Here is a 16,247-nt window from a genome sequence, read left to right as displayed (position 1 = left end):
CGACGAGTGTCCGGACGCCCCGTCGCGGCGGGTGCGCCGCCGCAACACGGCGGCGCGGACGTATCGTGGAACATGGCGCTCATCCCGGACCCCGCCCCGCTGTCCACCGTCGTCGCCCTCGTCGGCGCCGACAGCGACGAGCTGCTGACCGGCCTCGCGGACCTCCCTGCGCTGGTCGCGCTGTCGCTGCGCGACGCCGACCCGGCCACGGCGGCCCACCTCGTGACGTCGGTGTCGCTTCCCTACGTCGTGCACGACGCGGATCCGCTCGTCCACGTCGGAGCGGCATGGGTCGAGCTGTACGAGGAGCGAGCGACCCTCGGGTCGCTGGAGGCCGAGATCGACGAGCTGCTGTCGCTGTTCGCATCGGGCGAGGCTGTCATGCCCGACTACTACCTGGTGGCCGGCCCCGAGGCGATCGAGGGGACGTGGCGGCACTGGTGGCTGGGCGCCCTCGCGCACCACGCGCCGTCGCGCGTGCTGCCGGTCGAGGCGTCGGGCACGGCTGTGCGGGCGCGACTGCGGGCCCTTCCGGCGTCGCGACCGTGGCCCGAGCCGTCGTCGTGGCTGCCCCGCGTGCAGTTCGACATCCCCGATCGCGTCGGTCTGCGCGACCAGCCGGGCGCCGCCTGAGCATGCGGGCGGCGGAACGGTTCGCGCACGCCGGCGCGACGCTCGTCGCCGAGCGCCGCGGAGAGGGGACCCCGGTCTACGTCCTGGTGCACGGCATCGGCATGGGACGCACCGTGTTCGCCGACCTGGCACGTCATCTGGGCGACGGCGAGGTCATCGCCGTGGATCTGCCGGGGTTCGGCGAAGCCCCCGAGCCCGCGCGCGTGCTGACCATGGAGCGCACCGCCGACCTCGTCGCGGCCTACCTGCGCGCGCGCGTGGCGGGTCGCGCGGTGCTGATCGGGCACTCGATGGGCGCGCAGGTGGTGCTCGAGGTGGCGGTGCGGCATCCCGACGTCGTCGAGCGCATCGTGCTCATCGGCCCGACGGTCGACCCCTCGGCCCGGACGGCTCCGCGTCAGCTGGGTCGGCTCCTGCGCGACATCGCCGTGGAGAGCCCCCGGGTGATCGTGCGCGGTGCGCGGGAGTACGTGCGGGCGGGGCCCCATCTGCGGGCGAAGCTGCGCGCGATGCTGATCCACCGGCCGGAGGACGTGCTGGCCCGCGCGCACGTGCCCGCTCTGGTGATCCGCGGCGAGGAGGATCTCGTCGCACCGCGGGCCTGGTGCCGACGCGTCGCGGCGGGCCTTCCGGACGGACGCTACGCCGAGGTCGCGGGTCACGGTCACGAGACGATGATCCGGGATGCCGCACCCGCCGCGCGTCTGATCACCGCGTTCGCCGCCGAAGGCCGCTGACACCTCGCCCGACTGCCTCTTGGCGGCGGATTCCTGCCAGGCCGGCTCGGCCCGGCAATGTCGGACCCCCGGCGTAGGTTGCCCCTGTCGAACCAACGGAGGAAGCCATGTTCGCTGTATACGCCGCCGAACAGCAGTACCACCACGACAGCCGCACTCGAGAGCACGAACGCCTGATCCTCGCATCGATCCGGGAGCGCTCCGCCGCCGCCCCGGCGCACCTCGACGCCTTCGCGCCGCAGCCGCGGACGACCGTCGTCGCGCCGCGTCCGGAACGGACGGCCTGGCCGCGCCCCATCGGGCTCCACGCGCACGGCGAGGCCGCAGCCGGCTGCGCGGTCGCCTAGCCCTGGCCGTCGGCGCCGTCGTCGGGGGCGTCACCCGTCGACACCTGGCGCGCGAGCTCCTCGATGTCGCCGTCGGGCAGCTCCACGCCGGCCTGCTGCAGCCTGTCGCGCAGCACCTCGACGATCCGGTCGAGGGGTTCGGTGCCGCTGTCCTGGCGGGTCTGAGCGACGATGCCCGTCACCTTCTCGAGTCCTTCCGCGTCGTCCTCCGCCATGGTCGGCAAGCGGCGCTCCTGGTCCTGATCCAGCGCGTCCCCGGCTGCGCCGGTGGTCGGCTCCGCCGCGGAGCCGGCCGCCTCGGGCGGTTCTCCGGTGCCGGGCGCCGCGGGTCCGTGGATCACGCCGACGCCCACCGCTTCGTGGTCGGGCTGCTGTCCGCTGTCGTTCTCGTGTCCGGCCTGGTCGCGGGGACGCTCGGGCCGGTCTTCGTGGGAAGGGGTCGTCACGGCTGCTCCCCCCGCTCGTCCGGGGCGACCAGGTCGGGATCGGCCCCTTGCCGGGCCGCCTCCCCTTCGACCGGGTCGTCCGGCTGCAGTGCGGCGTCCGTCAGCAGTCCGGGATCAGCGTCGATGTTGCGCTCCCGCGACTCCTGGTCGTCGACGGCCTCCCAGCCGCCGGCGGGGTCGGCGTTGATCACGCCCTCGGGAAGGCTGCCGTTCTCGGATCCATCGCGTCGCATGGCGTCTCCTCTCGTCGACCTCCACTCTCCGTCGCGCGCCGGCGCGGCGGGATGGGGTTGACAACGAGCGGGGCGGCACCGCGACGCCGCGGCAGGGGTCAGGCGCGGGGGTTGAGGATGCCGCGATGCGAGGGGTTCTCGTCGAACCAGTCGGCGACGTACCAGCACACCGGGATGATCTTGCGGTCGCCGCTGCTCTCCAGCTCCGCGACAGCGCGCCCCACCAGCTCTCCGGCGTAGCCGTGGCCCCGGAAGGTGGGGACGGTGTACGCGCGGGTCATGGCGACGGTCCGGCCGTCGTCGCGATAGTCCAGGATGCTCACGAGGTCGTCGCCGCGGTGCAGGGTGTACCGCGAGGCATCCGGCTCATTCGAGAAACGCAGCTCGCTCACCCGCACAGGGTACGCCCGGCGGCGGACGTCGGTGCGCACTGCAGCGGATGTCGCGGCGATCACTCAGGCAGTGCCGTCCGGCTCCGGCGGCGGACCGTCGAGAAGCTCCACCCGCAGCAGCCGGAACTCGTGGCGCCGCAGGATCGTCAGCACGGCCCGCGGGCCGCGGCCGAACGCTCGCCGGCCCTCGTCGGCCGCGAGCGGCTCGACCGCGACGATGCGGTACCACTGCCGCCGGTGCAGCACCCATCCTTCGCCGGCCACGATGTTGCGGTACCAGTTCACCGCCGGGCCGTAGGTGAGCTCGGCGACGAAGCCGCCTGCGGCCTCGCCGAGGATCACGGGCGTCTCGAAGACCCTGCCGCTCTTGCGTCCGACGTGCCGGACGAGCGAGAAGGGGCCGCGGCCACGCCGGGCGAGGTCCAGCGTCCAGGGATTGAGACGCCGCTGGATGAGGTCGAGCCACCACCGTTTCAGCGGGCCGGGTCGCGTGTGCACGCTGCCAGTAAACTGCGCGGACGCCCTGACGACCGCGTCCCTCGCCTCAGACTGAGCAAACTGTCACATTCCGACACGTTCGAGCCGCGGCATCCGGGCGATTTGACGTATTCCGACAAAGTCGGTCATAATCGGCCACATGACTGACAACGCGCATTCTCTGTCCGCCTGGGAGGCGAACGGGACTGCCGGCATGATGATGGCCGGCCGCGCTGTCATGTGTTGTCGAATGTGCCACTAGCACGGTGACCCCCGTCGGACTCCTTCTCCGCTTCTGAACACGGATCGCATGGAGTCCCCCGAAGCACCGGTCATGTGCGTCGATCACGCGCACCCGGATCCGCTTCGCACACCGCCCAACGTCGGGCACCAGCCCCTCCCGGGCTCCCGGCCGATCAGGGCCGCAGCACATCCGAACCCGGCACCGTCATACGGGTTCCTTCCGCAAGGACCATCATCATGTCGACCACCGCACTCCTCGACCGTCCCGCAACCTCCGCTCCCGTCCGTCACCTCCGCGCCGTGAACCACCCCGCCCGCGTCGAGACGCCCGCCGCCCCCGCCGAGCCCGCACCGGCACGCGCGCTTCCTGCCGGCACCGCCCCGCGCGGCTTCGCCCTGTACGTCGGCATCGACGAGGCGAAGGCCGCCGCCAGCGGCGTCAGCCTCGGGGTCCTCGTCGACGCGCTGCGCCGCACCCTCGCCGACCTCGCTCCCACCGCCGAGACCTACGCCACCGTCGCGCTGGCGCCGGTCGGGTCGGGCGGCCGCGACGTCGACGTCGTGCGCCTCGCGCTCCACGAGCCTTCCGCAATCGCCCGCACCAAGCAGGAGGAGCCCGAGGACGAAGAGAGCGCGGCCGGCGGCGTCGTCGTCGACATCTCGCGCAAGCGCGTGCTCATCGACGGCGAATCGGCCGCGTTCACGTTCAAGGAGTTCGAGCTGCTGCAGTATCTGGTGCTGCGCGAGGGCCGCACGATCGAGCGGACCGAGCTCGTGACGTCGCTGTGGCAGGGCGCCTCCGAAGAGGACGCCCCCGGCGAGCGCACGATCGACGTGCACGTCCGCCGCCTGCGCGCCAAGCTCGGCCGCTACGAAGACATCGTGCGCACCGTGCGCGGCGTCGGCTACCGCTTCGACCGTCACGCCGACGTCGTCATCCGGTACGGCCACGGCACGCCGTCGCCCGACCGCTTCTGACGCCCCCGCTGCGGTGCGGGGAGTGGATGCCGGTCCCCGGCCCTTCCCGATGCTCGATGTCGGAGGTCGCGGCGTAGGGTGGGCGGCATGACCACGTCGCTCTCGCGCATCCCTCGCTCGAGGGACGCGGGGCGATTCCCGGCCCACACCGCGGCGAGCCCGGCGGCGCGCGATCCGCGTCCGGCGCCGGAGCGCCCGCTCGAGACGGAGTACCGGCCCCGGCACCCTCTCGACCTGCGGCGCACGGTGCTCTACCAGCGGCACGGCGCCGGCGACCCGACCATGACGGTGTCGGGGTCGGTGATCTGGCGCGCGTCCCGCACACCTGCCGGCGTGGCGACCCTCGCGATCCGCGAGACCCATCCCGGCGTCGTGCGGGCAGCCGCCTGGGGTCCGGGGCGGGAGTGGGCTCTGGCGCAATTGCCCGCGCTGTGCGGTGCGGACGACGATGCGACGGGCTTCGACGCGTCGCGGCATCCCCTCATCGCCGACGCGCACCGCCGCAACCCGGGCCTGCGCCTCTCGCGCACCGACCTCGTGTTCGACGCCCTCGTCAGCGCGGTGTTCGAGCAGAAGGTCACCGGCATGCAGGCGTTCGGCGCGTGGCGCCGTGTCGTGACATGGTGCGGCGAGCGGGCTCCCGGTCCGACGCCGCAGCCGATGTTCGCGCCGCCCACGATCGAGGGGTGGCAGCACGTGCCGTCGTGGATCTGGCACCGAGCCGGACTCGAGCCTCCGCAGTCGAAGACCGTGGTGCGCGCCGCCCGCCGCGGCGACGCCATCGTGAGCGCGGTGCTGGCCGCCGAGGACGGCGAGGCCGTCGACCGCGTGCTGGTCAGCCAGCACGGCATCGGTCCCTGGACCTCGGCCGAGACCCGCATCCGCGCGCTGGGCGACGCGGACGCGGTGAGCGTGGGCGACTTCCACCTGGCGCATCACGTCGGCTACGCCCTCGCGGGCGCGCGCACGGATGACGACGGGATGCTGGCGCTCCTTGCCGCATGGCCGGGCCACCGGCAGCGCGTCATCCGGCTCATCGGGGCCGGCGGTGCGATGGAGCCGCGACGGGCGCCGCGCCTGCACCCGGAGGACCACCGCGCCCGGTGACACCGGCGCGTCATCGCAGCGTCACCGGTGGCTCTTGTCGATGTCGGAGGGGCGGAGCACACTGGGCCATGCCCCGCGGCCGGGCGAGGCATCCGTCCACCTTCAGGAGTTCCGAAATGCCCAGCCTCAATCCCTACCTCTCCTTCCGCGACCAGGCGCGGGAGGCGATGACGTTCTACCAGACCGTGTTCGGCGGCGACCTCGAGATCTCGACGTTCGGCCAGTTCGACGGCATGGTGCAGGACCAGGCCGAGAACGACCTCGTCATGCACGCCCAGCTCACCAGCCCCGAAGGCTTCGTGCTGATGGGCGCCGACACCCCCAGCGGCATGACGTACGAGAAGCCCGCGGGCATCTCGGTGTCGGTCAGCGGCGACGACGAGGCGTCGCTGCAGGAGTACTGGAACAAGCTGGCCGACGGCGGCACGGTGACGATGCCCTATGACACGCCGCCGTGGGGCGGCAAGTTCGGCATGCTGACCGACCGCTTCGGCATCGACTGGATGGTCGCGCTGAACGCGCAGCAGCCCTGACGTCAGGCGTACTCGCTGTCGTCGACCGGCGACGGGGCGGGGCCGAGTTCATCGAGCTCGGCCCACACCCCGTCGGGGATCGGCGACGCCGCGAGTGCGTCGAGCTGCTCCAGTCGCGCCGCGGAAGAGACCCCGACGACCGTGGAGTCCACGAGCGGCGACCGCAGCGAGAAGTGCAGCGCGACCGCCGGCAACGTGACACCGTGCGCGGCGCACACGCGCTCCAGCTTCGAGACCCACTCCTGAAGCTCGGGCGTCGCCGGGCGGTAGCCGTACATGGCGCCCTCCCGGGGACCGGTCGCGAGGATGCCGGCACCGAAGGGTGCCGCGTTGAACACCGTCATGCCGCGCTCGCGGGCGTCGGCGAACACGGGCTCGGCCGAGCGGTCGACGACCGTGAACCGATTGTGGATGAGCACGGCGTCGAAGACGCCGGTCTCGACGTAGCGCGCCATGAACGGCACGGGCCCCGCGGCGACGCCGATGGCATCGACACGGCCGGACTCGCGCAGCTCGATGAGGCCCTCGACGGCGCCGCGGGGGCCCATGGCCTCGCTGAAGCTCACGCTGTACGGATCGTGCAGGTGCAGCAGTGGCAGCCGGTCCACACCCAGACGCGCCGTCGTCTCGTCGAACGAGCGCATCACGCGGTCGCGGTCGAACACACCCGTCGCGGGTTCGGCGTCGACCTTCGAGATCACGCGCGTCGTCGCATCGGCGCCGATGCGGGCGATGGCGAGCCCCAGGACGGCCTCGGACCGGCCGCCGGCGTAGTTGTTCGAGGTGTCGACGAACGCGTGCGTGCTTGCGAGCAGGCGCACGGCGATGTCGACGGCGGCCGCTTCGCCGTCGGATCCGGGCTCGGTGTCGCGGCCGAGGCCGGAGGCGCCGAGGGTGAGCGGGCTGACGTTGAGGGTCATGGCATCCGTTCCGTGTGGGTGTGCCCCCAACCTATCGACCCTCGCCCGCCGCGGCCGCGGCGGCTCTAGGCTTTCGGCATGACGACGACGCGCAAGGGCTGGACCCGCGGACACTCCGGCTGGGCACTGGGCACCGCCCTGATGTTCACCCTGGGCATCGTGTTCGGGCTCATCTGGGGCAATGTGCTGCTGGGAATCGTGCTCGCGGCGGCCGTCTCGATCGGCTGGCTGATGGCCTACGAGTCATGGCGCGGGCGCAACGTCGGCCTCGAGAACCGCGACGATGACGGGGCGCAGCTGTAGGCGGCATCCACGGGGCTACCCCTCGCGCGCGACGCGACGTATCGTGAGCGCCAGGAGGTGATCCGCATGCACGCCAACGTCGGTGACCGCGTGGTCATCCACGGTCGCGTCGTGGGCGCTGCCGAGCGCGCCGGCGAGGTCGTCGAGGTCCGCGGCGACACCGAGAGCCCGTTGCTGGTGGCGCGCTTCGACGACGGCCACGAGGCGATCCTGTCACCGGGCAGCGACTGCGAAGTCCGTCACGTCGGCTGACGCCCGGTGGGCGCCCGTCAGCCGAGCAGCTCGTAGCGCGCCGGCTCCTGGCCGAGCACGTGCTCGGCCAGGAACGCGAACACCGTCTCGTACCAGACGACGGCGTGCTGAGGCTTCAGCACCCAGTGGTTCTCGTCGGGGAAGTACAGGAAGCGGTGCGCCATGCGCCCTTCGTCGTCGGCGTGGTGCTCCGCGAGCTCCGACCACAGCCGCAGTCCCTCGCCGACCGGTACGCGGTAGTCCTTGTCGCCGTGCACGACGAGCAGCGGCGTGCGGATGTCGGCCACGAACCGGTGCGGCGAATGCTCGAGCATCGCCTCGGGCGTGAAGATGCGCTGCCAGTACTCCGAGCTGTCGGTGGTCCCCGCGAACTGGTCGAGCGCCCACAGGCTCGCGTGGGTCACGATGGCGCGGAAGCGGTCGGTGTGCCCGGCGACCCAGTTGGCCATGTATCCGCCGAACGATCCGCCCATCGCCGCAGTGCGCGACTCGTCGATGTCGTCGCGGGCCTCCGCCGCGTCGGTGATCGCGAGCAGGTCGGTGTAGGGCTTGGCTCCCCAGCTGTTCCAGCCGCGGGCGATGAACTCCAGCCCGTAGCCCGTCGACAGCGCCGGGTCGGGCAGCAGCACCGCATAGCCGCGGGCGACCGCCAGCAGCGGGGCCCAGCGCCAGCTCCAGGCGTTCCAGCTGTTGAGCGGTCCGCCGTGGATCCACAGCAGCAGCGGCGCGGGTGCCGCGGCGGACGCGTCCTCGGGCAGCAGCAGCCAGCCGCGCACGCGGGCGCCGTCCTCGGCGGTCGTCTCGATCTCGGTGATGGTGCCCGGCGCGGCGGGCGACGGCGCCGGGGTCGCGAGCGGAGTCACCGTGCCGTCACGGCGGATGCGCACCGGATGCGGCGGCACGACCCACGACGAGCGCAGGGCGACCAGGTCGCCGCTCGTGCGGTCGACCGCGACGTGGGTGTACGCGAAGTCATCGGAGGTGAGGCGCGCCGGCGCGCCGCCATCCAGCGGCAGGCGGAAGACCGGCCCCCGGCCGTCATGATCCGCGGTCGCGATGAGCGCCTCGTCGTCGGCGTCGAACGCCAGCGACGACGCCCAGCGGTCCCAGTCCGCGGCGATGCGCCGCGGCTGCGAGCCGTCGATGCCGGCGACCCACACCTCGTAGTCGGTCGGGCCTGCAGGGGTGCTTTTGACGGTCCGCAGATACGCGATGCGCGTGCCGTCGTGGCTGACGGCGGGCATCTCGAAGTCGACGTCGACCTCGTCGAACAGCGTCGTGCGCTCGCCGGTGGCGGTGTCGATCGTGACGATCGCCCGGCGCCCGGCGCGCTGCTCGCGCACCTCGATCGAGGCCACCAGCGTCGAGCCGTCCGGCGTGAGCACGGCCTCGGCGTGGTCGAGCGTGCGTCCGGGCCGCGGTGTCAGATCGCGCGGCCGCGGCAGCGTCGCCGGGTACGGCTTCGGGTCGGCGGCGGAGGCCCCGGCGTCCGCGTCGGCGGCGGCGGCATCCCCCACCGCCTCTTCGGCGACGGCGGCGATCGTGTCGGCCAGCTCGCCGACCTCGACGGCGAACAGGTGCGGCTGGGCGGGACCGAGGTCGTGGTCCCAGTAACGGACCGGGTAGGTGTCGTGCAGGATCGCCGACACCTTCTTCTCCTTGCGCTTCGCGCGCAGCGCGGCATCGGCCTCGATCGTCTCGGACGAGGGAAGAAGGGATGCCGCCAGCACGACCCGATCCGATGCCGAGGCCGTCGCGGCGATGCCGTCGACGCCGCCCGCCAGCCGGGTGACGGCACGGGCCTCGCCGCCGGCTGCCGGGAGCAGCCAGAGCTGCCCCGATTCGTCGTCCGCGTCCCCCTCGGCGTCCGGGCGCGCCGAGACGAACAGGATGTCACCGCTGCCGGTGAACGCCGCGCCCGCTTCGCCCTTCGCCGAGCGCGTCAGCCGGCGCGGCGTGCCGCCGCCGTCGGCGGGCACGGCCCACAGCGCGCGCTCGTAGCCCGTGCCGTCCTTCTTGAGGACCGCGACCGTGAGCACGGCGGTCGTGCCGTCAGGAGACAGTGCCACCGCCTCGACCCGGGGAAGAGCGATGTAGTCGGTGAGCGAGTCGAACGGGGTGGGGGTCGGCATGCGTCCACGCTAACCGAGGCCGGGCATCAGCCCCACTGCGAGAGCTTGTCGGGGTTGCGCATGACGTAGATGTCGGCGACCCGCCCGTCGCGCACAGCGAGGGTGAACAGCGCGCTGGGCTCGCCGCGGAGCGTCGCGATCAGCCCCAGCCCGTCGGGCGTCCGGACCGCCTCGACGACGGCGTCCGGCTCCAGGCGCGGCAGACCGAGGAGGAAGCGCGCCACACGATCCGCTCCCCGTACCGGCCGTCGCGCGGCCGACACGCGACCGCCGCCGTCGGCCCGCAGGACGACATCGGGATCGAGCACGGCCACGAGCGACTGCAGATCGCCCGTCTGCGTCGCGGCGGCGAAGGCGCGGGTCACGGCGTCATGCTGCTCGCGCGAGGCGGCGCGGGCGCGGTGCTGCTGCACGCGACGACGTGCCTGTGAGGCCAGCTGCCGCACGGCATCGGGACTGCGGCCCACCGACTCGGCGATCTCGCCGAACGGGACGCCGAACACGTCGTGCAGCACGAACGCGACCCGCTCGGCGGGGCTGAGCGACTCCAGCAGCACCAGCAGCGCCATCGACACCGAGTCGTCGAGCGTGACCCGGTCGGCGGGGTCGATGGGGGCGGGTGCCGCGATCGGCGAGTCGCCGGGCACGGGCTCGGGCAGCCACTCACCGACGTACCGTTCGCGGCGCGCGCGTGCCGACCCGAGCATGTCCAGACACACGCGTCCCGCGACCCGCGTCAGCCACGCGGCGGGGTTGCGGATCGCGGCCCGTTCGGCGTCCGTCAGCCGCAGCCAGCGCACGAACGTCTCCTGCACCGCGTCCTCGGCGTCGGCGACGGTCCCGAGCATGCGATAGCACAGCCCGAGGAGCGGCTCGCGCTCGTTCTCGAGGTCGTCGAGGTGCGGCATGCGATTCCGTTTCGATGAGTCGACGACGCGGGCCGTGCGAATGTGCGGTGGTTCGCTCACATTCTTGCGCGTCGCGTCGTCGATGAGGTGAGGCCCCGCACCGGCGGGGCGAGAGAGGAATTCATCCGTCATGAGGATCGCGATCGCCGGAGGAACGGGCATCGTCGGAAGCCACGTCGTCGAGGCGGTGAGGGCGAACGGTGACGAGCCGATCGTGCTGACCCGCCGCACGGGTGTCGACCTGCTGACGGGCGCGGGGCTCGATGCCGCACTCGACGGGGTCGACGCAGTCGTCGACACGGCCAACATCGAGACGCTGTCGGCGAAGGCGGCCACCTCGTTCTTCCAGCAGGCGACGGGGAACCTCGCGGCGGCGGCGGCGCGGGCGGGCGTACGCCACCTCGTGGTGCTGTCGATCGTCGGGATCGACCGCATGCCGTACGACTACTACGCCGGCAAGGTGGCGCAGGAGCGGGTGGCCGAGGCCTCGTCCGTGCCGTGGACGATCCTGCGTGCGACGCAGTTCCACGAGTTCGCGGCGCAGATGTTCGCGCGGGCGAAGCTCGGACCGCTGCACATCGCGCCCCGGGCGCGCGTGCAGCCGATCGCGGCGCGAGAGGTCGGCGGACGGCTCGCCGCCCTCGCCGCGGGCTCCGCGCAGGGGCGCGCGGCTGACCTGGCAGGCCCCCGCGAGGAGCGCCTCGACGAGATGGTGAAGGCCTACGCCGAGCGCACCGGGCACCGCGGCTGGATCCCGTCGGTGAACCTTCCGGGGAGGCAGCTGAAGGCCATGCGCGCGGGACTGGCGCTGCCCAGCGACGACGCGATGCGGGGCACGCAGACGTTCGCGGACTGGCTGACGGCGCTCGACCACGCGTGACCGGCGCATGGCTCCGGACCCGTGTATCTCACGCCTGCCGGGCGGGCTCTGCACACGGTGAGCGGTCCGGACCCGCACTCTCCCCCGATCGGGCCGGACCGCTTGGTGACGCGCCCGGTTTGCGCGCGCCCGGCGGGGTCGCCACGATGGGGGCGACGACCAGAGGGAGCGCATCATGAGGTTCGCGATCGCCGGCGGCACGGGGATGACGGGCAGGCACGTCGAGGCGGTCGCGCGCGAGCGCGGCCACGACGTCGTGCTGCTCTCACGCGGCACCGGCGTCGACCTCGTCAGCGGAGCGGGGCTGCACGGTGCGCTCGACGGCGTCGCCACCGTCATCGACGTCTCGAACATCACGACACCCAAGCCTGAGGTGTCGGTGTCGTTCTTCGCCGGCGCGACCACGAACCTGCTGTCGGCGGAGCGCGCGGCCGGGGTCGCGCACCACCTCGCCCTGACGATCGTGAACGCCGAGGCGGCTCCGGACGGGTATTACGCCGGCAAGCTCGCGCAGGAGCGGCTGATCGAGCAGGGCGACGTGCCCTGGACCATCCAGCGCACGACGCAGTTCCACGAGTACGCGGGCATGATGTACCACCGCACGCACGCCGGCGCCCACGTCACGCCGACGGGACGGGTGCAGCCGGTGTCGCTGCGCGAAGTGGCGGTACGGCTCGTGGACCTCGCCGAGGGCGGCCCCGCCGGCCGAGCGACCGACCTGGGCGGTCCCCGCGAAGAGAGCCTCGCCGACCTCGTGCGCCGCTACGCACATGCCATCGGCCATCACGGCGTGCTGCCGGTCGTCGACATGCCCGGCACCCTCGGCCGCGCGTTCCGCTCCGGCGCGCTGCTTCCGGGCCCCGGCGCGCTGCGTGGCACGCAGACGTTCACCGAATGGCTGGCCGCCCTCCCCGACGCCTAGCCCGGTGGGATGCCGCCACCCCGACCGGCGAGGTCGCGCGGGAGGCGGCATCCACTCCTCACGAGGTCGCGAGTCGTCCGCGCTGTCGAAATCGGCATCCGTGCCCGAACTTTTCGACAGCGCATGACGCTTTCGACAGCGCGAACGGGGCGACCCCGTCAGAACGACCGCGCATGCCGACGCGGACAGCGCAGACGAGGGACGGGGTGGATGCCGCGGCCCGGTGTCGCATGGCGGTCGCGGCACACGAGCTGAGCCAGGAACGGGACGAAGCGCCCCTCACATCTCTTCGTGCGTCAGCGGGTCGCCGTCCCACAGGCGACCGCGCTCGAGGTCGCTGATCGCCGCGACCTGGTCGTCGGTGAGGGTGAAGCCGAAGACGTCGGCGTTCTCGCGCTGCCGGTCGGGGTCGGCGGACTTCGGGATCGGCGTGCTCCCCAGCTGCGTGTGCCAGCGGAGCACCACCTGGGTGGGGGTGACGTCGTGGACGACCGCGAGCTCCCGCAGGATCTGCTCGTTCAGCAGCTCGGTGCGGCGGGCGAGCGGACTCCAGCTCTCGGTGCGGATGCCGTGCGTCGCGTGGAAGGCGCGGAGCTCGGCCTGGGGGAAGTACGGATGCAGCTCGACCTGGTTGACGGCCGGCACCACACCGGTGGCCTCGATGAGCTCGGTCAGCATGTCTTCCGTGAAGTTCGAGACGCCGATCGATCGCACGAGACCCTCCTGCTGCGCCTCGATCATGCCGCGCCATGTGTCGACGTACTTGCCGACGCTCGGGTTCGGCCAGTGGATCAGGTGCAGGTCGATGCGGTCGAGGCCGAGGAGGTCGAGCGATCCGCGGATGCTGTCGACGGCCTCCTGCCGGCCGTGATGGCGTCCCGGGATCTTCGAGGTCACCAGCAGCGTGTCGCGCTCGGCGCCGCTGCGGCGCACCGCCTCGCCGACCTCGCGCTCGTTCTCGTAGTTGACGGCGGTGTCGAGCAGACGGTAGCCCGCGTCGATCGCCGACACGATGGCTGCGATGCCCTCCTCGCCGCGCAGGTTGTAGGTGCCGAGGCCGAGTTCGGGGAACCAGGCTCCGTCGTTCAAGGTCACGGTGGGGATCGCGCTCATGGTTACATCCTGGCCCGGATCCGCAGGGCTCGCGCCGTGCGGACCCGGGCTTCGGCGTGCCCTCAGGGCAGATCCTCGACGTCGACGGTGCCCTCGGTGGCTGCGCGCTCGTCGGCTGCGGCGCTGTCGACGCGGTCCGCGTCGAGATCGGTGTCGAGCGGGCGGTCGTCGTCGCCGTCGAGGCCGCCCGCGAGGACGCCGTCTTCGAGCACGCCGTCTTCGAGCACGTCGTCGTCGGTCGTGGGGTCGTCGTCGCCGATCGGGCCGATGTAGGGGGTCTGGTTGGTCATGGCGTCTCCTTTCGCTGCTCCCGAACGTACGAGCCCGCGCCCGCTCGCGGAGGGGGCTTGCGAGCCCACGCGCGAACCGGTAGCGCTACGACGCCGCGGCGGTCTCGGCAGAGCGGAGCCGCTCGTGCGGAGCAGGGATGCCGCGCTCGACGCGCCGCCACGACCCGTCGTCGCCGCGCACGTCGTACGCGGCGAAGGCGCACGCGATGCCGCGCGCCCGCATCAGGTCGGCGCGGTCCATGAGCTGGAAGTGCAGGTGCGGCGACGTGGAGTTGCCGGTGTGCCCCACGGCGCCGATGACCTCACCCGCACGGACCGTCTCTCCGGCGCGCACGGCGACCGAGCCCGGCCGCAGGTGCGCGAAGCCCGCATGGACGTCGCCGGCGCGCAGCAGGACGTGGTTGCCGAGGATCGCCGGGATCCTCGACGGACGGAACGTGAGACCGTTCCACGTCATGCGCGCGAACTCGCGCACAGGGTGGATCCAGCGCCGCTCGGCCATGCCGTCAGAGGCAGCGACGACGACGGCGTCGAACGGGGCGTGAACCGGCTCATCCCAGGCGTAGCACTCGTCGGCGCGGCAACCGATCGTCGCCGTCCTCAGCCTGCTCGCCGGGTGGACCGGCACACCCGGCCGGTCGTCGACCCGCACGAAGTCGTATGCGTACCGCTGGCCCAGCAGATCGACCCCGTGGCTCGGGATGCGGGCGGCCGGTGTGGTCACGGCGACCCAGCCCTCGCCGCGCAGCGGGAACCCGACGACCACCGGATCGTCGAGCTCGCCCATGTCTCAACCCTCCCAGCGCTCGCGGAGCCAGTCCAGCGTCACGACGGCCTGATCGCGCTGGAAGGTCCGCAGCGTCGGCATGCGCGGCGGGTCGGGCAGCAGCGAGGACGAGAGGAACATGCCCGCGAACGCCGCGAGCACGTTCGAGGCCGCGGCCGCCGGCATCCCGTCGAACACGGCATGCCCGGCGATCAGTGCCTCGACGTCGGCCTGCGCGTCGAAGTACCGGACGTTGATGAGCAGGCTCAGGGCGTCGAACCAGCCGGCGCCGCGCGCCGCCCACGGCCAGTCCACCAGCACGACCGAGCCGTCGGGGCGCAGCAGCAGGTTGTCGGCACGCGTGTCGTAGTGGATGAGCCGATCCCCCCGGGCTCCCGCGGCGGCGCGGTGTGCGGCATCCCTCACCTCGTCGCGGTGCGCGCGCAGCCAGACGTCCAGGCCACGCGGCATCGGCGGCACGGCGTCGACGTCGATCGCGTCCCACTTCGCCGCGTCGCCGTCGAGCAGGTCGGCGGCGTCGGCGACGGGGACGTCGCCGGGGAGGTCGACCGAGGCGATCTGCCGCAGCGCATCGAACGTCGCGTCGAGTTCCCGGGACCGCCAGGGCGTGGCGGGATGCCGTCCTTCGACGTCGTCGAGCACGAGCGCGATCCACTCGCCGTCGTCGACGGCGCCGATGAGCCGCGGGGCGGGCACGGCCTCGGGCAGGCGCGCCGTGATCTCGCCCTCGCGACGGTGGATGCGCGGAGTGTCGAGGTTGACGGCGGGACTCGCGGCCTTGACGAACGCGCGGCGCCCAGCGGCCGTGACGACGCGGTCCGCCGACCCGGGCGAGTATCCGCCGGGCTGCGACACCGCCTCGACCACCGGGCCGCCGAGCAGATCCTCGATGCCCGTGCGCACCGAAGGGGGAAGGTCGTGCCACGCGAGCCGGCTCATGCGCTCACCGGGATCGTCCCCGGCCGCGCGCCCACGAGCGCCTCGGCGGCGCGGGCGGTGCGGCGGGCGAAGCGCGTGGTGTCGGCGCCGCGCGCGAGCGACTGGGCGTTGAGGCCGTCGATCATGCCGATGAGCTGCCACGCGACCTCGCCCGGCTCGGTCGTCGAGAAGACTCCGGCGCGGCATCCCTCGTCGACGATCCCCTCGACCAGCGCCTGCCACCGCTGCATCTGCGTGCGCACGGCGGCGGCGAGCGCGTCGCTGCGGCGGGCCATCGCCCATCCCTCGACCCACACCACGGTGAGCTCGTCGCGCGCGCCGTCCATGAGGGTGTCGATGAGCGAGCCGAGGCGGGCGGGGGCGTCCGTCGCGGCGGCCACGACCCGTTCGACGTCGCGCACCTCCTCCTCGACGAGGTCGGTGTAGACGCGCGCCACGAGGTCGTCCATCGACGGCTGGTAGTGCGCGACGAGGCCTGAGGTGATGCCCGCCCGCTCGGCGACGGCGCGCAGGGTGAGGGCGCTCAGCCCCTGGTCGCGGGCGACGGCGGTCGCCGCGGCGACGATCTCGGCGGCGCGTTCGGCGGGAGCCTTGCGGGTGCGGGGCCGGGGCACGGTGCTTGACATGGTCTCGCCAGCATAGATACTGTCTCTATTGATCGCTAGATCAATTATA

The 16,247-nt window shown here is 72.8% G+C and carries 22 protein-coding genes; 10 read left to right on the top strand and 12 right to left on the bottom strand.

Annotated features, from left to right (window positions below; all coding sequences use genetic code 11):
* Positions 1 to 72 precede the first annotated feature (72 nt).
* From JNB62_RS00940 to JNB62_RS00930, 3 genes are all read left to right on the top strand, one after another.
* Complete coding sequence (locus JNB62_RS00940; RefSeq protein WP_220299001.1) at positions 73 to 633, top strand: hypothetical protein; 561 nt, start codon at positions 73 to 75, stop codon at positions 631 to 633.
* Positions 634 to 635: 2 nt separating this feature from the next.
* Complete coding sequence (locus tag JNB62_RS00935; RefSeq protein WP_220299000.1) at positions 636 to 1,370, top strand: alpha/beta fold hydrolase; 735 nt, start codon at positions 636 to 638, stop codon at positions 1,368 to 1,370.
* Positions 1,371 to 1,477: 107 nt separating this feature from the next.
* On the top strand, positions 1,478 to 1,717 hold the full coding sequence (locus JNB62_RS00930; RefSeq protein ID WP_220298999.1) for a hypothetical protein: 240 nt from the start codon (positions 1,478 to 1,480) through the stop codon (positions 1,715 to 1,717).
* Here the strand turns inward: JNB62_RS00930 and JNB62_RS00925 are convergent.
* From JNB62_RS00925 to JNB62_RS00910, 4 genes are all read right to left on the bottom strand, one after another.
* Entirely contained in the window at positions 1,714 to 2,163 is a 450-nt protein-coding gene (locus tag JNB62_RS00925) for a hypothetical protein (protein WP_220298998.1), read from the bottom strand. The genes JNB62_RS00930 and JNB62_RS00925 overlap by 4 nt on opposite strands.
* Positions 2,160 to 2,396, bottom strand: a complete 237-nt coding sequence (locus JNB62_RS00920; RefSeq protein ID WP_220298997.1) for a hypothetical protein — start codon at positions 2,394 to 2,396, stop codon at positions 2,160 to 2,162. The genes JNB62_RS00925 and JNB62_RS00920 overlap by 4 nt, the downstream gene beginning before the upstream one ends.
* Positions 2,397 to 2,494: 98 nt before the next feature.
* Positions 2,495 to 2,788 carry a GNAT family N-acetyltransferase gene (locus JNB62_RS00915; protein WP_220298996.1) on the bottom strand — a complete coding sequence of 98 codons (294 nt, stop codon included), beginning with the start codon at positions 2,786 to 2,788 and terminating at the stop codon, positions 2,495 to 2,497.
* Positions 2,789 to 2,851: 63 nt separating this feature from the next.
* Positions 2,852 to 3,286 (bottom strand): nitroreductase family deazaflavin-dependent oxidoreductase, encoded by a 435-nt coding sequence (locus JNB62_RS00910; RefSeq protein WP_220298995.1) that lies wholly within the window; start codon positions 3,284 to 3,286, stop codon positions 2,852 to 2,854.
* A gap of 459 nt (positions 3,287 to 3,745) precedes the next feature.
* Between JNB62_RS00910 and JNB62_RS00905 the strand changes: the two genes are divergently transcribed.
* The 3 genes from JNB62_RS00905 to JNB62_RS00895 all read left to right on the top strand — a co-directional run bounded on the left by JNB62_RS00905 (position 3,746) and on the right by JNB62_RS00895 (position 6,126).
* Positions 3,746 to 4,486 (top strand): winged helix-turn-helix domain-containing protein, encoded by a 741-nt coding sequence (locus JNB62_RS00905; RefSeq protein WP_220298994.1) that lies wholly within the window; start codon positions 3,746 to 3,748, stop codon positions 4,484 to 4,486.
* 87 nt (positions 4,487 to 4,573) lie between these two features.
* A complete protein-coding gene (locus tag JNB62_RS00900) occupies positions 4,574 to 5,593 on the top strand; it encodes a DNA-3-methyladenine glycosylase family protein (RefSeq protein ID WP_220298993.1) in 1,020 nt (339 codons plus the stop codon).
* A gap of 116 nt (positions 5,594 to 5,709) precedes the next feature.
* On the top strand, positions 5,710 to 6,126 hold the full coding sequence (locus tag JNB62_RS00895) for a VOC family protein (protein WP_220298992.1): 417 nt from the start codon (positions 5,710 to 5,712) through the stop codon (positions 6,124 to 6,126).
* A 2-nt stretch (positions 6,127 to 6,128) separates the two neighbouring features.
* On the opposite strand, the gene JNB62_RS00890 is transcribed toward JNB62_RS00895, so the two are convergent.
* Positions 6,129 to 7,046 (bottom strand): aldo/keto reductase, encoded by a 918-nt coding sequence (locus tag JNB62_RS00890; RefSeq protein WP_220298991.1) that lies wholly within the window; start codon positions 7,044 to 7,046, stop codon positions 6,129 to 6,131.
* A 78-nt stretch (positions 7,047 to 7,124) separates the two neighbouring features.
* Here JNB62_RS00890 and JNB62_RS00885 point away from each other — a divergent pair, with 78 nt between their 5' ends.
* Entirely contained in the window at positions 7,125 to 7,349 is a 225-nt protein-coding gene (locus JNB62_RS00885) for a hypothetical protein (RefSeq protein ID WP_220298990.1), read from the top strand.
* A 66-nt stretch (positions 7,350 to 7,415) separates the two neighbouring features.
* A complete protein-coding gene (locus tag JNB62_RS00880) occupies positions 7,416 to 7,601 on the top strand; it encodes a DUF1918 domain-containing protein (RefSeq protein WP_220298989.1) in 186 nt (61 codons plus the stop codon).
* Between the two features lie 17 nt (positions 7,602 to 7,618).
* Here JNB62_RS00880 and JNB62_RS00875 read toward each other — a convergent pair whose 3' ends face one another.
* Positions 7,619 to 9,733 carry a S9 family peptidase gene (locus tag JNB62_RS00875; protein ID WP_220298988.1) on the bottom strand — a complete coding sequence of 705 codons (2,115 nt, stop codon included), beginning with the start codon at positions 9,731 to 9,733 and terminating at the stop codon, positions 7,619 to 7,621.
* A gap of 26 nt (positions 9,734 to 9,759) precedes the next feature.
* Positions 9,760 to 10,641: an RNA polymerase sigma factor SigJ gene (gene sigJ / locus JNB62_RS00870; RefSeq protein WP_220298987.1), complete on the bottom strand. Its 882-nt coding sequence runs from the start codon at positions 10,639 to 10,641 to the stop codon at positions 9,760 to 9,762.
* Between the two features lie 130 nt (positions 10,642 to 10,771).
* Between sigJ and JNB62_RS00865 the strand changes: the two genes are divergently transcribed.
* Together JNB62_RS00865 and JNB62_RS00860 are read left to right on the top strand one after the other, a co-directional pair.
* Positions 10,772 to 11,521: an SDR family oxidoreductase gene (locus JNB62_RS00865; protein WP_220298986.1), complete on the top strand. Its 750-nt coding sequence runs from the start codon at positions 10,772 to 10,774 to the stop codon at positions 11,519 to 11,521.
* A gap of 175 nt (positions 11,522 to 11,696) precedes the next feature.
* The gene (locus JNB62_RS00860) at positions 11,697 to 12,443 is read left to right on the top strand and encodes an SDR family oxidoreductase (RefSeq protein WP_220298985.1); all 747 of its coding nucleotides are present in this window, start codon (positions 11,697 to 11,699) and stop codon (positions 12,441 to 12,443) included.
* A gap of 279 nt (positions 12,444 to 12,722) precedes the next feature.
* Here JNB62_RS00860 and JNB62_RS00855 read toward each other — a convergent pair whose 3' ends face one another.
* The 5 genes from JNB62_RS00855 to JNB62_RS00835 all read right to left on the bottom strand — a co-directional run bounded on the left by JNB62_RS00855 (position 12,723) and on the right by JNB62_RS00835 (position 16,198).
* Complete coding sequence (locus JNB62_RS00855; protein WP_220298984.1) at positions 12,723 to 13,556, bottom strand: aldo/keto reductase; 834 nt, start codon at positions 13,554 to 13,556, stop codon at positions 12,723 to 12,725.
* 62 nt (positions 13,557 to 13,618) lie between these two features.
* A complete protein-coding gene (locus JNB62_RS00850) occupies positions 13,619 to 13,846 on the bottom strand; it encodes a hypothetical protein (RefSeq protein WP_220298983.1) in 228 nt (75 codons plus the stop codon).
* 85 nt (positions 13,847 to 13,931) lie between these two features.
* Positions 13,932 to 14,633, bottom strand: coding sequence for a M23 family metallopeptidase (locus JNB62_RS00845; protein ID WP_220298982.1), 702 nt, complete (start codon positions 14,631 to 14,633; stop codon positions 13,932 to 13,934).
* A gap of 3 nt (positions 14,634 to 14,636) precedes the next feature.
* On the bottom strand, positions 14,637 to 15,572 hold the full coding sequence (locus JNB62_RS00840) for a phosphotransferase (protein WP_220298981.1): 936 nt from the start codon (positions 15,570 to 15,572) through the stop codon (positions 14,637 to 14,639).
* Complete coding sequence (locus JNB62_RS00835) at positions 15,569 to 16,198, bottom strand: TetR/AcrR family transcriptional regulator (RefSeq protein ID WP_222855603.1); 630 nt, start codon at positions 16,196 to 16,198, stop codon at positions 15,569 to 15,571. Before JNB62_RS00835 ends, JNB62_RS00840 begins: the two co-directional genes overlap by 4 nt.
* Positions 16,199 to 16,247 lie beyond the last annotated feature (49 nt).

The sequence above is a fragment of the Microbacterium jejuense genome, from assembly GCF_019511665.1.
Lineage (GTDB): Bacteria > Actinomycetota > Actinomycetes > Actinomycetales > Microbacteriaceae > Microbacterium > Microbacterium jejuense_A.
The sequence above is the reverse complement of the archived record's forward strand: the minus strand, read 5'-3'. Positions and strand labels throughout refer to the sequence as shown.

Excerpts from the sequence above, each read along its gene's own strand:
- JNB62_RS00875 (WP_220298988.1), bottom strand. The coding sequence starts at position 9,733 with ATGCCGACCCCCACCCCGTTCGACTCGCTCACCGACTACATCGCTCTT.
- JNB62_RS00930 (WP_220298999.1), top strand. The coding sequence starts at position 1,478 with ATGTTCGCTGTATACGCCGCCGAACAGCAGTACCACCACGACAGCCGC.
- sigJ (WP_220298987.1), bottom strand. The coding sequence starts at position 10,641 with ATGCCGCACCTCGACGACCTCGAGAACGAGCGCGAGCCGCTCCTCGGG.
- JNB62_RS00900 (WP_220298993.1), top strand. The coding sequence starts at position 4,574 with ATGACCACGTCGCTCTCGCGCATCCCTCGCTCGAGGGACGCGGGGCGA.
- JNB62_RS00920 (WP_220298997.1), bottom strand. The coding sequence starts at position 2,396 with ATGCGACGCGATGGATCCGAGAACGGCAGCCTTCCCGAGGGCGTGATC.
- JNB62_RS00880 (WP_220298989.1), top strand. The coding sequence starts at position 7,416 with ATGCACGCCAACGTCGGTGACCGCGTGGTCATCCACGGTCGCGTCGTG.
- JNB62_RS00885 (WP_220298990.1), top strand. The coding sequence starts at position 7,125 with ATGACGACGACGCGCAAGGGCTGGACCCGCGGACACTCCGGCTGGGCA.
- JNB62_RS00850 (WP_220298983.1), bottom strand. The coding sequence starts at position 13,846 with ATGACCAACCAGACCCCCTACATCGGCCCGATCGGCGACGACGACCCC.
- JNB62_RS00835 (WP_222855603.1), bottom strand. The coding sequence starts at position 16,198 with ATGTCAAGCACCGTGCCCCGGCCCCGCACCCGCAAGGCTCCCGCCGAA.
- JNB62_RS00890 (WP_220298991.1), bottom strand. The coding sequence starts at position 7,046 with ATGACCCTCAACGTCAGCCCGCTCACCCTCGGCGCCTCCGGCCTCGGC.
- JNB62_RS00905 (WP_220298994.1), top strand. The coding sequence starts at position 3,746 with ATGTCGACCACCGCACTCCTCGACCGTCCCGCAACCTCCGCTCCCGTC.
- JNB62_RS00855 (WP_220298984.1), bottom strand. The coding sequence starts at position 13,556 with ATGAGCGCGATCCCCACCGTGACCTTGAACGACGGAGCCTGGTTCCCC.
- JNB62_RS00940 (WP_220299001.1), top strand. The coding sequence starts at position 73 with ATGGCGCTCATCCCGGACCCCGCCCCGCTGTCCACCGTCGTCGCCCTC.
- JNB62_RS00840 (WP_220298981.1), bottom strand. The coding sequence starts at position 15,572 with ATGAGCCGGCTCGCGTGGCACGACCTTCCCCCTTCGGTGCGCACGGGC.
- JNB62_RS00845 (WP_220298982.1), bottom strand. The coding sequence starts at position 14,633 with ATGGGCGAGCTCGACGATCCGGTGGTCGTCGGGTTCCCGCTGCGCGGC.
- JNB62_RS00860 (WP_220298985.1), top strand. The coding sequence starts at position 11,697 with ATGAGGTTCGCGATCGCCGGCGGCACGGGGATGACGGGCAGGCACGTC.
- JNB62_RS00935 (WP_220299000.1), top strand. The coding sequence starts at position 636 with ATGCGGGCGGCGGAACGGTTCGCGCACGCCGGCGCGACGCTCGTCGCC.
- JNB62_RS00895 (WP_220298992.1), top strand. The coding sequence starts at position 5,710 with ATGCCCAGCCTCAATCCCTACCTCTCCTTCCGCGACCAGGCGCGGGAG.
- JNB62_RS00865 (WP_220298986.1), top strand. The coding sequence starts at position 10,772 with ATGAGGATCGCGATCGCCGGAGGAACGGGCATCGTCGGAAGCCACGTC.